Annotated in this window: 13 protein-coding genes; 6 read left to right on the top strand and 7 right to left on the bottom strand. The window is 50.6% G+C overall.

Features of this window, described 5'->3' with window-relative positions; genetic code table 11:
• Positions 1-9 precede the first annotated feature (9 nt).
• From phhA to pspA, 7 genes are all read right to left on the bottom strand, one after another.
• Positions 10-801 (bottom strand): phenylalanine 4-monooxygenase, encoded by a 792-nt coding sequence (gene phhA / locus ACQ66Q_RS01990; RefSeq protein WP_430455254.1) that lies wholly within the window; start codon positions 799-801, stop codon positions 10-12.
• Positions 802-973: 172 nt separating this feature from the next.
• Positions 974-2,173: a trans-sulfuration enzyme family protein gene (locus tag ACQ66Q_RS01985; protein ID WP_430455253.1), complete on the bottom strand. Its 1,200-nt coding sequence runs from the start codon at positions 2,171-2,173 to the stop codon at positions 974-976.
• Between the two features lie 132 nt (positions 2,174-2,305).
• The gene (locus tag ACQ66Q_RS01980; protein ID WP_430455252.1) at positions 2,306-3,310 is read right to left on the bottom strand and encodes a TIGR01620 family protein; all 1,005 of its coding nucleotides are present in this window, start codon (positions 3,308-3,310) and stop codon (positions 2,306-2,308) included.
• Positions 3,307-4,674 carry a YcjX family protein gene (locus ACQ66Q_RS01975; RefSeq protein ID WP_430455251.1) on the bottom strand — a complete coding sequence of 456 codons (1,368 nt, stop codon included), beginning with the start codon at positions 4,672-4,674 and terminating at the stop codon, positions 3,307-3,309. The genes ACQ66Q_RS01980 and ACQ66Q_RS01975 overlap by 4 nt, the downstream gene beginning before the upstream one ends.
• Positions 4,675-4,718: 44 nt before the next feature.
• Positions 4,719-5,129 carry an envelope stress response membrane protein PspC gene (gene pspC, locus ACQ66Q_RS01970; protein WP_208930965.1) on the bottom strand — a complete coding sequence of 137 codons (411 nt, stop codon included), beginning with the start codon at positions 5,127-5,129 and terminating at the stop codon, positions 4,719-4,721.
• Entirely contained in the window at positions 5,122-5,358 is a 237-nt protein-coding gene (pspB, locus tag ACQ66Q_RS01965) for an envelope stress response membrane protein PspB (protein WP_377241965.1), read from the bottom strand. The genes pspC and pspB overlap by 8 nt, the downstream gene beginning before the upstream one ends.
• A 25-nt stretch (positions 5,359-5,383) precedes the next feature.
• The gene (gene pspA / locus ACQ66Q_RS01960; RefSeq protein WP_377241963.1) at positions 5,384-6,052 is read right to left on the bottom strand and encodes a phage shock protein PspA; all 669 of its coding nucleotides are present in this window, start codon (positions 6,050-6,052) and stop codon (positions 5,384-5,386) included.
• A 183-nt stretch (positions 6,053-6,235) separates the two neighbouring features.
• Between pspA and pspF the strand changes: the two genes are divergently transcribed.
• From pspF to ACQ66Q_RS01930, 6 genes are read left to right on the top strand one after another with little or no spacing between them, the layout of a single operon-like run.
• On the top strand, positions 6,236-7,327 hold the full coding sequence (gene pspF / locus ACQ66Q_RS01955) for a phage shock protein operon transcriptional activator (protein ID WP_430455250.1): 1,092 nt from the start codon (positions 6,236-6,238) through the stop codon (positions 7,325-7,327).
• Positions 7,324-8,934: an ABC transporter substrate-binding protein gene (locus tag ACQ66Q_RS01950; RefSeq protein ID WP_430455249.1), complete on the top strand. Its 1,611-nt coding sequence runs from the start codon at positions 7,324-7,326 to the stop codon at positions 8,932-8,934. Before pspF ends, ACQ66Q_RS01950 begins: the two co-directional genes overlap by 4 nt.
• The gene (locus tag ACQ66Q_RS01945) at positions 8,931-9,950 is read left to right on the top strand and encodes an ABC transporter permease (RefSeq protein ID WP_430455248.1); all 1,020 of its coding nucleotides are present in this window, start codon (positions 8,931-8,933) and stop codon (positions 9,948-9,950) included. Before ACQ66Q_RS01950 ends, ACQ66Q_RS01945 begins: the two co-directional genes overlap by 4 nt.
• The gene (locus ACQ66Q_RS01940) at positions 9,950-10,843 is read left to right on the top strand and encodes an ABC transporter permease subunit (RefSeq protein WP_430455247.1); all 894 of its coding nucleotides are present in this window, start codon (positions 9,950-9,952) and stop codon (positions 10,841-10,843) included. Before ACQ66Q_RS01945 ends, ACQ66Q_RS01940 begins: the two co-directional genes overlap by 1 nt.
• Positions 10,843-11,844 carry an oligopeptide/dipeptide ABC transporter ATP-binding protein gene (locus ACQ66Q_RS01935; protein ID WP_430455246.1) on the top strand — a complete coding sequence of 334 codons (1,002 nt, stop codon included), beginning with the start codon at positions 10,843-10,845 and terminating at the stop codon, positions 11,842-11,844. The genes ACQ66Q_RS01940 and ACQ66Q_RS01935 overlap by 1 nt, the downstream gene beginning before the upstream one ends.
• A complete protein-coding gene (locus ACQ66Q_RS01930; protein WP_430455245.1) occupies positions 11,837-12,604 on the top strand; it encodes an ATP-binding cassette domain-containing protein in 768 nt (255 codons plus the stop codon). The genes ACQ66Q_RS01935 and ACQ66Q_RS01930 overlap by 8 nt, the downstream gene beginning before the upstream one ends.
• Positions 12,605-12,714 lie beyond the last annotated feature (110 nt).

The following is a 12,714-nucleotide window of genomic DNA, read 5'->3' as shown; positions in this document are numbered from 1 at the left end:
TCATTAAAATTAACTGGCTTTTTTCTCTTTCGGCGCAAACATAGGCGCGTGTAGACCCAAGGCCTTGGCTTGTTGCACCAACGTCATCAGGTCCATTTGTGCGATGTCAAACAGCTGACGAATACTCTGAATGCGGAAGTAAATAGGTTGCATAATGTCGATGCGATATGGCGTGCGAAATACGTCCACCACATCCAAAACCTTACGCTGTGGGATGTCAGAATGGATCGCATATTGGGTTTCACCGGGAGACGACAGAATGCCACCACCATAAATGCGCAACCCATCCGGGGTATCAATCAGACCAAATTCAATAGTGAACCAGTACAACCGGGCCAAATACACCCGATCCTGCTTACTGGCCGCCAAGCCAAGCTTGCCGTACATATGAGTGAATTCGGCAAAATCAGGATGAGTCAGCATGGCGCAGTGGCCAAAAATTTCGTGGAACACATCCGGTTCCTGCAGGTAATCAAACTCTTCGCGACTGCGGATAAAAGTGGCGACCGGGAACTGTTTATTCGCCAACAATTCAAAAAAGCGATCGAAACTGATGAGGGCCGGCACTTCGGCACATTGCCAACCAGTGGTAGCCTGTAGAACAGCATTCACTTCATGCAGCTGAGGGATGCGATCTTGTTGCAGATTGAGTCGTTGCAAGCCGGCCATGTATTCATTGCAGGCCTTGCCTTGAATGCAACTGAGCTGGCGCTTGATCAGATCTGACCAAATCTGGTTCTCTTCGTCGGACCAGGCAATAATGCCGTCGGCATCCGATTCACGGGATACGTAAGATGTCATGTTACAACCTGTTAATTCTGCTTGCCTGCCTCGGTTGGGCTGGCTGAATGGCTGGCATCCTAGTGGATTGCATCTGAGCTGTTAACCCAGCGCCACAAACTGACGTCTGCACAACTGTGCAAAAAAATGTACAAGGCATCACACCAGCAACGCAACCAACTGTTTTAAATAATTATTTTTGCTGTAACTGCATCTTTACCAAGGCTTGCTGCAAGTCGGCAATAATATCCTCAACATGCTCGAGTCCCACGGAAATGCGGATGAGCCCATCGCTGATACCAGCCAACCGGCGTTCTTCTGCAGTGTATGGACTATGGGTCATGGATGCCGGATGTTGGATCAGAGACTCAGCATCGCCAAGACTGACTGCCAGACTTAATAACTCACATTGGTTGATAAAATACCGGCCATCTTCCAGACTGCCTTTTAATTCAAACGCCAGCACGCCGCCGGCGGCTTTCATCTGACTCCCGATAAATCGGTGGCCAGGATGACCGGGCAAACCTGGATAATACACAGTGGCAACTGCAGGATGTGCCTGCAAAAATTCAGCTACGCGCTGCGCGTTCTGACAATGACGCTCCATCCGCACTGATAAAGTCTTTAAGCCGCGGATAATCAGCCAGGCATCATGGGGGCTGATAGTCGCGCCCATATCTTTCAGGGTCGTCAGCTTGATGGTCTGGATAGTGTCAGCATCCGACAGAATAATACCGGCGACGACATCGCCGTGACCGTTCAGATATTTGGTCGCGCTATGGATGATGATATCGATACCATACCGCGCCGGCTGCTGCAGCAATGGGGTCAGGAATGTGTTATCGATCACTGATTTGATCTGATGTTGGCGACAAAACTGACCAAGGAATTCCAGATCTAACACCACCAGATTGGGATTAATCGGCGTTTCGGCAAACAGCATGCGGGTATTGGGCCGGCGAGCAGCTTCGACGGCAGCGTGGTCAGTCATGTCGACAAAACTGACTTCGATGCCATAGCGGGCAAACTGGTGATTAAACAGAGCAAAACTACAACCATAAATCGCATGACTGGCGATCAGATGGTCACCTTGCTGCAGGAAAGCCAAAGTCGCAGCAGCCACAGCGCCCATACCGGTAGCAGTTGCTGCGCCGTCCGCCATTCCTTCCAGCGCCGCCACTTTCAGCTCGAGCTCGCGGGTGGTCGGATTGCCAAGCCGGGTATAAATATAACCTTCGGTTTCACCGGCAAAGCGCGCAGCGCCCTGCTCGGCACTATCAAACACAAAAGTGGAAGTTTGGTACAGAGGTGTGGCGAGACTGCCAAACTGCCGGTCATAGGTCTTACCGGCATGGATGCACATCGTTTCTGCGTGTTTACTGCTACTGCTCATAACAACCTGACTGCTTAGATAAAATTATCAAACAATTAAGCAAACAAGTTATAACCACGACAAGGCATGCAGACATCTGTCTGTCTGTTTGCGGCGCAGCCGCCGCAGGTCTGAACTGTAGATTTGTAAATATTATTGTGCAGGCGGTCGTTGCAGCAACCGTTGTAACAGCGACTGTAACAACGGTTGCACCGTTGCTTGTTGCGTCACTAACGGTAAGGGCCGCAATTCCTGTTGGATAAATCGGCCCAGCCGCGCCAACATAAGACCAGCCAGCACGCCCTGACCGGCACGCGCCGACAATTTACTGCTTAGCTCTACCCCAAGAAAATCGCCGCCAATATCAATCGCCAGTTCAGTCGCACCAGTCCAAAACAACAAATTTGCGAATTTTTTAATCAGCGCCAGCCGCTGCAAAGCACCGATTTGCACGCCATACAAAGCTGAAAGTTCGGCCAGCAAACGCCAGGCACGCCAGCTCACTAATGCCATGTCGGCCAGCGCGAATGGACTTAATGCCACCGCCATGCCGGCTTGTTTTGCCGCTGCACTGATGTAGACCGCAGCCTGCTGATCCAACGGTTGTAACACCAGCAAATCAAACAGCTGCAACGTTTCTGCATCGGATAGTTGTGGATTTTGCTGCGCATAAAACGCCTCGGCCGACGCCGGCGTTTGTTTTAACATGCGCTGACATAACGCAGTTGCCTGCCCGTACTGCAGACTATTTTGCATGGCTGCACCTTGCTGCCGCCAGGACTGGCGTTCTGCATGCTGACGCCGGCCGCGCCAGCTACTCCAGCATATTTTAGTCAGCGCCGCCACACCAAAACCGGTCAGAGCCAGTGCCGCAGCGCCTTGTACAACACTGCTATTCAGGCTGTCCTGGACAAATTCGGCCCATTGCAGCAACGCCACCAGCAGCACAAGGCTGAGACCTACCCCAAGCCAGCGCGAGATCCCGGCTTTGTTGATAGCCTTGGGCATATCATTCGCTCTGTCTGATACTTCATTCACGGATACAAATGCATCGGCAGAAAATTGTTGAGGCTGTGCCAGCGGGATCTCAACAGTGGCCGGCTTTACGCTGACAAACTCATCAACATTAAATTGTTCTGCCGATTTTAAGGGTTTCATTGCAAGTGATCTCCAAGCAAAAATTGCAGCGCTTGATCCATTCGCAGTTGCTCAGGAAACAACGAATCAGGACCAATCAGCGGCAGAAACTCAGGAAAAGCGAACTGGTGGTGCTGAAACAATAAGGACGATGGCATGGATAACGGTACTTCGCCCGGGTACAACAGCTGCAATTCGCCGGTCGTGGCCAACCGACCGCGCAGGCATGACTTATTCCCTTCCGGCGTTTTTACCTGGCCCAGTTCTGAACTAACCACTGCCGCGACAGCCAGCGCTTCAGTCTCACAGCGTTGATAACGTCGCTGGTACAGTGGCTGTTGCAGCATCTGCTGTAACAATAACAGCAGGTTACGGTGCTGGTCCGGCGTCAACAAATCAGCCTTGGACGCGACAAATAACACTTTATCAATGCGCGGCTGCCAGATCCGGCGCCACCAGCTGTCGGGGCCGTAAGAAAAATGCTGCATGATTAACATCAACGCCTGTTGCAATTGCTGCATCGCATGATGTCCCCGATTCAGCGCGCCAAGGCAGTCCGCCATAATCACCTGGCGATCCAGCCCGGCGAAATAGTCCCGATAAAATGGCTCAACCACTTTGTGCTTATAATCGTCGAAATTCTGTTTAAGCTGGCGTGTTAAGGTGTTGTCCTGCTTCAACTGAGCAGGCAACAATGGAAATAGTTGTAATAAAGGCGCACCAGCCAGTTCGGCCGGACGTAATAACCGGCCAGGCTGCAGGATCAGACTGAGTTGTTGTTGTTTCAGGGTCTGCAGCAGTTGCTGATACAGATCGGTTAACTGCTGCAGAACCAAAGGCCCACCGGCCGCATCGGCCAGCTGCAGTTGCCGACGGAATGGTTCCGCGAGCGTAGACACACTTTCTGTGTCTAACATCGCCCAGACGTTGTCACACCAGGTGGCGTAGTCCAGGGATAGCATTGGCAAATCGAGCAACCATTCACCAGGATAATCAGTGATCTCCAGCGTCAGTGTTTGCCATTCCAGCAGTTTTTGTTTTAACGGACTCTGCGGTTTATAACGCAGCTGTAGAGTAATTTGACTCAGCGCCGTTGTAGAAGCAGGCCACTGACCTTGTTGTAATTGCTGCAAATTCAACTCAAATGGAAAACGCGCGCGTTGTGCCATCAGGTTCGGCACACACTGCCCGCCCAAATAACGTTGTTGTTGCATGACCTGAAAAAACGGCAGCTGAGGCTGTTGCGTCTTTGTGAGCTGATGGATGAAACTGGTGAGAAATGCAGTTTTACCTGCACCACTGACACCAGTTATCCCCAAACGCAGATGCTGATTCGCCAGACGTTGCCCAAGTTCTCTGGCGCGGCCTGGCAGGTGAAATTCCATCAGTTACGCACTTCCTGCGGTTGTTGAGCGGCTATTGCCGGCTATCAGAGTTTATTAAACTCGCGATGTAACTGAAACTTACTGGACGTGACATAAGATTCCATATCACGCAACCGGTATTCGATGCTGTCAAACTGTTGTTTCAGATGATTCAGGGCACGGGGTGGTGCTTCACCGCGTTGCCAGACCCGGGTTTTTACTTCCACCGGACGCTCTGCAGCAGCCCGAACCGGCTCGCCACTGCGTTGTTCAGCGACCGATTTTTTCTCCAGTACTATCCAGCCAACCAGATACAGGACCGGTAAAATACCGCCGAACCCCAGCAATACTGATGCCAGAACGACCACACGCACCAGCCACAATTCCCAACCGAAGTAATCGGCAATACCGGCACAGACTCCGGCGATTTTGCCGTTGCGGTCATCCCGCAACAGCTCGCGACGTTTGCTACTCATGTTTACGCCTCCAATTTGGTGCGTCTGCATCCAGGATGGCCTCCAGCGTCTTGATCCGGTCCGCCATTCGCTCAGCTTTCACTGATAAATCATTCAGTTGCGCCAGTTCATGCTCGGACAGGCCCTCTGAAATTTTGCGTTTGCTGCGATAGTGCATAATGATCCAGATTGGTGCCACACAAATCATAAAGATGATCATCGGTATCGCAAAAGCTTCGGTAATATCCATGTTCGGCTCCAGAAACGCCTGATAATCAGGCGTTATTCTCTTGGTTCATTTTTGCTTTCAGCGCGGCCAGTTCAGAATCAATTTTGTCCTGAGAAGCCAGCTCTGCGAATTCATCGCGCAGAGTCTTTTTACCTAAGTCGTAAGATTCGACCTGAGCTTCCAGATTGTCGATCTTTTGCTCGTAACGTTCAAACTTATACATCGCATCGTTCAACCGGGTGCTGTCCAGTGATTTTTTCACTTCCAACCGCGATGCTACTGTTTGCTGACGCATCAGCATAGTTTTCTGCCGCGCTTTGGCATCCGCCAGCTTTTCCTGCAACTGCGAAACTTCATCCTGTAACTTACTGATATGTAAATCTAAATTTGCAATGTCAGCATTTACTGATGCGGCCTGATCTGCGGCTTTCTGTTTTTCGATTAATGCTGAGCGGGCTAAATCGTCACGATCTTTGCTCAGCGCCAGTTCGGCTTTACCTTGCCAGTCGGCCACATCTTCTTCCAGTCGGCTGACTACACGCTGCAATTCTTTTTTCTCTGCGATGGTTTTGGCAGAGGTTGAACGCACTTCGACTAATGTATCTTCCATTTCCTGAATGATCAGGCGGACCATTTTTTCCGGATCTTCAGCTTTATCCAACAGTGCGTTGATATTTGAATTCACGATGTCTGAGAAGCGAGAGAAAATACCCATGATGTTTACCTCGTTTGGTGTCTGATTGAGTCAGATAATCTTATTCAGGATCCTTGCCAACTCTACAAACAATTATAAGTCATTGTATTTTATCGACTTATTTATTTTCACTAAATGCTGTTGCCAAAGCTCACTTTCAAATAGACTACTAATTAGCAAATTTAACCACTAAATGGCAGTCTCATGGCACGCGCATTTCAACAAGACAATCTGATAGGCCAATCTAACAGTTTTCTCAACGTATTGGATCAGGTCTCCCAGATTGCCCCATTGAATAAACCAGTACTCATTATCGGCGAACGCGGTACTGGTAAAGAGTTAATCGCAGCGCGGCTGCATTACTTATCGCAACGCTGGGACCAAAATTATCTAACGCTGAACTGTGCTGCATTAAATGAAAATTTGCTGGAAAGTGAGTTATTTGGCCATGAGGCCGGCGCTTTTACCGGTGCCAGCAAACGTCATGAAGGCCGCTTTGAACGCGCTAATTTCGGCACTTTGTTTCTCGACGAGCTGGCCAATACTCCGGGATTGGTGCAGGAAAAATTACTGCGGGTGATTGAATACGGCGAATTTGAACGGGTTGGCGGCAGCAGACCTATCAAAGTAGATGTGCGCTTAGTCTGCGCGACCAATGAAGATTTACCTGGCATGGCCGAACGCGGTGAGTTTCGTGCAGACCTGTTAGACCGATTGGCATTTGATGTGATCACGTTACCGCCGATGCGCGAGCGACAGGAAGATATCATGCAACTGGCTGAGCACTTCGCGATCAATATGGCGCGGGAACTGAACTTCGAGCTGTTCAGTGGTTTTAGCGACAGAGCCAAGCGCCAACTAATGGACTATGACTGGCCGGGCAACGTGCGGGAACTGAAAAATGTGGTCGAGCGCAGTGTGTATCGCACCAACAATCCGTACGTGCCGGTCCACGATATCCTGTTTGACCCATTTGCCTCACCATTTCGCCCGCAGGCTCGGGTCCGGACTGTTGACCGCCAAATCAATGCGCCGATCGCGACACCGGGCGCTAGCCCTGCCCCGCAAGTGGTATCCATGCCAGCACCGACACACGCGACATCGGCATTACAGTTTGATTTTTCCCAAATGCAGGATTTTAAACTGCTGTCTGAAAACTACGAAGTAACCTTGATTAAACAAGCACTGGCTGCCTGCCAGTACAACCAGAAAAAGACTGCGGATGCATTAAATCTCACGTATCATCAACTTCGTGGATATATGAAAAAATACAAACTGTTAGACAGCCAACAATGAATTCAATCCCATGCCGTTTAGGCAGCCTCAGTCTGGTATTGTGGTTAGCTGCCTGCCAGCCGGCCACCTCTACTGATAGCATCAATGGACTGGTCTATTGTGCCGAAGGCTCACCAGAAACATTTAACCCGCAACTGGTCACTTCAGGCACTACCATTGATGCGATTAGCCAACATTTGTATGACCGCTTGCTGGATATTGATCCGGCAAGCGGTGCGTTAAAACCTGCTTTGGCGCACAGCTGGCAAGTCAGTGCTGATGGTTTGTCTTATCGGTTTAAACTTCGTCACGATGTGCAATTCCACCATACTGCATATTTTTCACCGACGCGTACATTGAGCGCTGAGGATGTCACTTTTACCTTCAACCGAATGTTGTTGGTTGACCATCCGTTTTTTCAAACGGCGACTGAGTACCCATACTTTGACAGCATCGAGTGGCGTCAACGCATTCAAAGCGTCACCGCACTTAGCAGTGATGAGGTCGAATTCCGGCTGAATCAGCCAGACAGCTCATTTTTATCAGTACTCGCAACCGACTTTGCTGCGATTCTTTCGGCGGAGTACGGGCATACGCTGGTACAGAGCAACCAAAAAGCCCAACTCGACCTAATGCCGGTCGGTACCGGGCCTTTTATGTTCCGCGAATATCAAAAAGACGTCCTGATACGGTACTACCGGCATCCGGCGTATTGGCGCGAACATGGCTCACTGGCGCAACTGGTGATCGATATTGTGCCGGATAATACCAAACGCCTGGCCAAGTTGTTGACGCAGGAGTGCGATGTTGCACCTATCCCGCGCCTGGCAGAATTACAAATGCTGTCAAATCGCGCCGATTTTCGCGTCGATCAACAAACCAGCATGAACGTTGGCTTCTGGGCCTTTAATACACAAAAAGCACCTTTTAATCAGGTCAAAGTGCGACAGGCGTTAGGCCTGGCAATCAATAAACCCAACATTTTACAGGCGGTTTATTTCGGCCAGGCGGAAGAAGCAACCTCTGTACTGCCGCCCAACTCATGGGCATACCGCAAAGACACTGCCACCGATAGTTTTAACCCGGAAAAAGCCCGCCAGTTATTAAAGGAAGCAGGTTATCCCAATGGCTTTAGCCTCGATATCTGGGCCATGCCTGTGCAGCGTATGTATAATCCGAATGCGCAAAAAATGGCGGAACTGATCCAAGCGGATTTGCGGGTCATTGGCGTACGGGCCCGCATTGTGTCCTACGAATGGAATACTTTTCGCCGTAAACTGGGTCAGGGAGAACATGATTCGGTGCTGATTGGCTGGTCAGCTGATAACGCAGATCCGGACAATTTCCTGCGGCCACTGTTAAGCTGTGCTGCAGCAGTATCCGGTAGCAACCGCGCCAACTGGTGTGATGAACATTTTGACCAGTTTATTGCCAGTGCACTGCAAACGACTGATGTACCGCAGCGTCGCAGTTATTATCTGGCAGCCCAGCAGTATCTGCAGGAACAAATGCCACTGGTGCCAATCGCACACTCAAAACGCTTTCAGGTTAAAAACAGCAGGGTCCAGGGGGTTAGTATCAACCCTTATGGCGGTATCAGTTTTGTTCATGCCGGGAAAACACCATGATCCTGCGCTATCTCGCCCGCCGGTTGTTTTTACTTGGCTTTGTTTTTGTAGCATTGACCATCTTTGTATTTAGCCTGAACTATCTGTTTCCCGGCGATCTGGTCAGTAACCTGACTGGGTTGCGGGATATCACGCCCGAGCAACACCAGCAATTGCAGCACAGCCTTGGGCTGGACCAAAGTCTGTGGCAACAGTATATCGAATACAACCGCAGATTACTGGACGGTAACTGGGGGCTATCGTTTGCCAGTCAGCAAAGTGTGTTACACGAGATTGGCCGTGTGTTGCCGGCAACACTGGAGCTGGCATCTTATGCCCTTTGCCTGAGTCTGCTGGTTGGTATTCCATTAGGACTGTTGGCGGCAGTAAAAAAAGGCAGTGTGCTGGACAAGCTCATATCCGGGCTGGCACTGATTGGCTATTCCATGCCGGTGTTCTGGCTGGCGCTAATCTGTATTATGTTGTTTTCACTTCAACTCGGCTGGTTGCCTACATCAGGCCGGCTCGGCGTTCTGTTTGAGGTGCCTGCCCAGACTGGGTTTGTGTTTATCGATATCCTTCTGACGCCGGCAATTGACCGCAGCGCTGCAGCCTACGATGCGATGTTACATCTGACGTTACCGACCTTGATTCTGGCCAGTTACCCGACCAACGTGATGATCCGCTTTGTGCGTCAGTCCATGCTCGAAGTGCTGGAACAAAATTATATTAAAACCGCCAGAGCTAAAGGGTTGTCGCGCGCGCAGGTGCTGTACCGGCATGGCCTGCGTAATGCCCTGCTGCCGGTCACCCGGCAGGTTGGTCTGCAATTCAGTACGCTGATCACACTCGCGATGCTGACCGAAGTTATTTTCTCCTGGCCGGGGATTGGACAATGGCTGATCGACAGCATTTACCAGCGCAATTATCCGGCGATCCAAGCAGGATTATTGGTTGTTTCGAGTCTGGTGATTTGCGTCAACATGTTGACCGAGATCTTGCATACGCTGTTTAACCCACTGGCGCGGAAGCTCTGATGAAAAAGTTGCGCTTGTATTACGAAGAGTACAATAAAAAGCCTTACCAGCTGCTGTGGCGGCATTTTGTGCCACAGCACTTCGCTTTATTTGGTCTGATTATTTTGTTTGTTCTGGTGCTGTTGGCGGTCATCAGTCCTTTTGCCACTCCACACGACCCCTATTTACAAAATTCTGAGTTATTACTGCTGCCGCCGTCCTGGCAAGGCAATGGCTTGGTTTCTTATCCTTTTGGCACCGACGATTTGGGGCGGGATCTAATGTCCCGCCTGATGTTGGGTGCCAGTTACAGCTTTGGTCTTGCCATACTGGCTGTATTGGGTTCGATGTTGATCGGCCTGTTACTGGGGGTATTGGCCGGTATGACACGTGGCGTCCAATCCAGTATTTTTAACCACCTGCTTGATCTGGCTCTGACCATTCCCAGCCTGCTGTTGGCCATTGTGATCGTCGCAGTGCTCGGCCCCGGTCTGATGAACACAATCTGGGCCATTATGCTGGCGTTATTGCCGCAATTTGTTCATGGCGTTGGCAACGCCATTCAACAACAACTGAAGCAGGATTATGTGGTCGCTTATCGTCTGGATGGTGCCAACAACTGGCAAATCCTCTGGTCGGTGGTATTGCCCAATCTTTGGGAACCTGTCTCATTGTTGTTTACGATGGCGTTATCCACCGCCATTCTGGATATTGCTGCACTGGGGTTTCTTGGGTTAGGTGCACAGGCGCCAACACCAGAATGGGGCAGTATGGTCGCCGATGCACTCGATTCGATTTATCTGGCCCCCTGGACTGTTGCCCTGCCCGGTTTATTGATTTTTATCACTGTGTTGTCGATCAATTTGGTCGGCGACGGCCTGCGCAAAGCGATGAAAAAACGGCGGGAAAGCTGATGCAGTTATTGGATATCCGCAATCTGACTCTGGAACTGGAAACACCTGATGGTATTGTCCGAGCCGTTGACCGCGTCAACTTATCGCTCAAAGAGGGTGAAGTTCGCGGTCTGGTTGGTGAGTCAGGTTCAGGTAAAAGCTTGATTGCCAAAGCTATTATGGGCGTATTACATGAGCGCTGGCATATCTCTGCCGACAGATTCAGTTGGTGTGGCGAAGACTTGTTACGCCTGCCTTATCGACGGCAACGTGAGATCATCAGCCGTGACATCGCGATGATCTATCAGGAACCCAGTCGTAGCATGGATCCAACAGCGCCAATCGGCGAGCAACTGGCTGAATCCGTGCCCGATCACTTGGTCGAAGGTGTCTCCTGGTGGCAGCGAGGTTATTTTCGCCGCAAACGCGCGGTGAATCTGCTGCATAAAGTCGGGATCCGTGATCATCAGGCCGTACTGAACAGTTATCCCTATCAGCTGTCGGAAGGGGTGTGTCAAAAAATATCTATTGCGATGGCTATCGCCAAAGATCCGAAACTACTGATTGCCGACGAACCGACGACCGCGCTGGAAAGTACGACGCAGGCACAACTATTCCGCCTGCTTGCAAGCTTTAATCAACTCAAAGGCACGTCTATTCTGCTGATCAGTCACGAGCTGGAGACTGTCGCCAAAAATACCGATACGCTGAGCGTGTTGTATTGTGGCCAACTGGTTGAAGCTGGTGATACGGCGGGCTTGCTGCAAAACCCACGACACCCTTATACCGATGCGCTGATCCGCAGTGTGCCGGAGTTCCAGCCAGATCTGGGTTTCAAACAACAACTTTATGCATTGCACGGCAGCATCCCTACGCTACAACACTTGCCGATTGGCTGCAGACTGGGACCACGTTGCCCTAATGCGCGTAAAGAGTGTGTGAAAACACCACAACTTGAACGCCAGCAAAACCATTTTTTCAGCTGCCATTTCCCCATTCAGCGGAGCAGTGCCGATGAGTGATTTGATCGAAGTACGCAACCTGGGCAAAACCTATCGTAAAGCTACCGGCCTGTTTAACCATAAAGAAATCATAGCGTTGGCTGGTGTCAGCTTTACCCTGCAAGCGGGAGAAACACTGGCTGTTGTTGGCGAAACAGGGTCTGGTAAAAGCACGCTGGCAAAACTGTTGGTCGGGATTGAACAACCGGATCAAGGCGAAATTTGGTATGCCGGCAATCAGATCAATTGCAGTGAGTATCGCAAAACAAATCAGTTTATCCGCTATATCTTTCAGGACCCAGCACGCTCGCTGAATCCAAATCAGAAAATTGCCGAGATCCTGCATGCCGTGTTGCGCTACAGTACGGTGCTGAGTTTTGAACAGCGTGAGCAGAAAATCAGCCAAACGCTGAGGCTGTTAGGTTTATTAAATGAACATGCCAATTATTATCCGCATATGTTTTCTGGTGGTCAGCTGCAACGTGTTGCACTGGCGCGCGCCTTGATCCTGGATCCCAAAGTGCTAATACTGGACGAAGCGTTGACAGCATTGGACCCGTCGTTACGGGCACAAATCGTCAACCTGTTGCTGGAGCTACAGCAAAACACTGGTATTGCCTATCTGCTGATCACAAACCAGCTGCGGCTGGTTCGACACTTTGCCGATCATACGATGGTGTTACATCGTGGCGAATGCCTGGATTATGGTCCGACGGCTGAGATTTTCGCCAACCCGGTTCACGAATTCAGCCGCAAGCTGATTAATAGCGCGCAATACTGAGCCATCGATCATTAGCTGTGGCCAACGCTGTCCGACCTTAAAATCGGTTCAAAATAACCAAGTGTCGGGCATCGCCGCTCCGACCAAAAAAAAAGCCCGCTGCGCGGGCT

This window comes from Rheinheimera sp. (genome assembly GCF_965283995.1).
Classification (GTDB): Bacteria; Pseudomonadota; Gammaproteobacteria; order Enterobacterales; family Alteromonadaceae; genus Pararheinheimera.
This window is presented reverse-complemented; position numbering and strand designations above follow the sequence as displayed.

Coding starts and splice junctions, on each gene's coding strand:
- phhA (WP_430455254.1), bottom strand. CDS start 801: ATGACATCTTACGTATCCCGTGAATCGGATGCCGACGGCATTATTGCC.
- ACQ66Q_RS01985 (WP_430455253.1), bottom strand. CDS start 2,173: ATGAGCAGTAGCAGTAAACACGCAGAAACGATGTGCATCCATGCCGGT.
- ACQ66Q_RS01980 (WP_430455252.1), bottom strand. CDS start 3,310: ATGAAACCCTTAAAATCGGCAGAACAATTTAATGTTGATGAGTTTGTC.
- ACQ66Q_RS01975 (WP_430455251.1), bottom strand. CDS start 4,674: ATGGAATTTCACCTGCCAGGCCGCGCCAGAGAACTTGGGCAACGTCTG.
- pspC (WP_208930965.1), bottom strand. CDS start 5,129: ATGAGTAGCAAACGTCGCGAGCTGTTGCGGGATGACCGCAACGGCAAA.
- pspB (WP_377241965.1), bottom strand. CDS start 5,358: ATGGATATTACCGAAGCTTTTGCGATACCGATGATCATCTTTATGATT.
- pspA (WP_377241963.1), bottom strand. CDS start 6,052: ATGGGTATTTTCTCTCGCTTCTCAGACATCGTGAATTCAAATATCAAC.
- pspF (WP_430455250.1), top strand. CDS start 6,236: ATGGCACGCGCATTTCAACAAGACAATCTGATAGGCCAATCTAACAGT.
- ACQ66Q_RS01950 (WP_430455249.1), top strand. CDS start 7,324: ATGAATTCAATCCCATGCCGTTTAGGCAGCCTCAGTCTGGTATTGTGG.
- ACQ66Q_RS01945 (WP_430455248.1), top strand. CDS start 8,931: ATGATCCTGCGCTATCTCGCCCGCCGGTTGTTTTTACTTGGCTTTGTT.
- ACQ66Q_RS01940 (WP_430455247.1), top strand. CDS start 9,950: ATGAAAAAGTTGCGCTTGTATTACGAAGAGTACAATAAAAAGCCTTAC.
- ACQ66Q_RS01935 (WP_430455246.1), top strand. CDS start 10,843: ATGCAGTTATTGGATATCCGCAATCTGACTCTGGAACTGGAAACACCT.
- ACQ66Q_RS01930 (WP_430455245.1), top strand. CDS start 11,837: ATGAGTGATTTGATCGAAGTACGCAACCTGGGCAAAACCTATCGTAAA.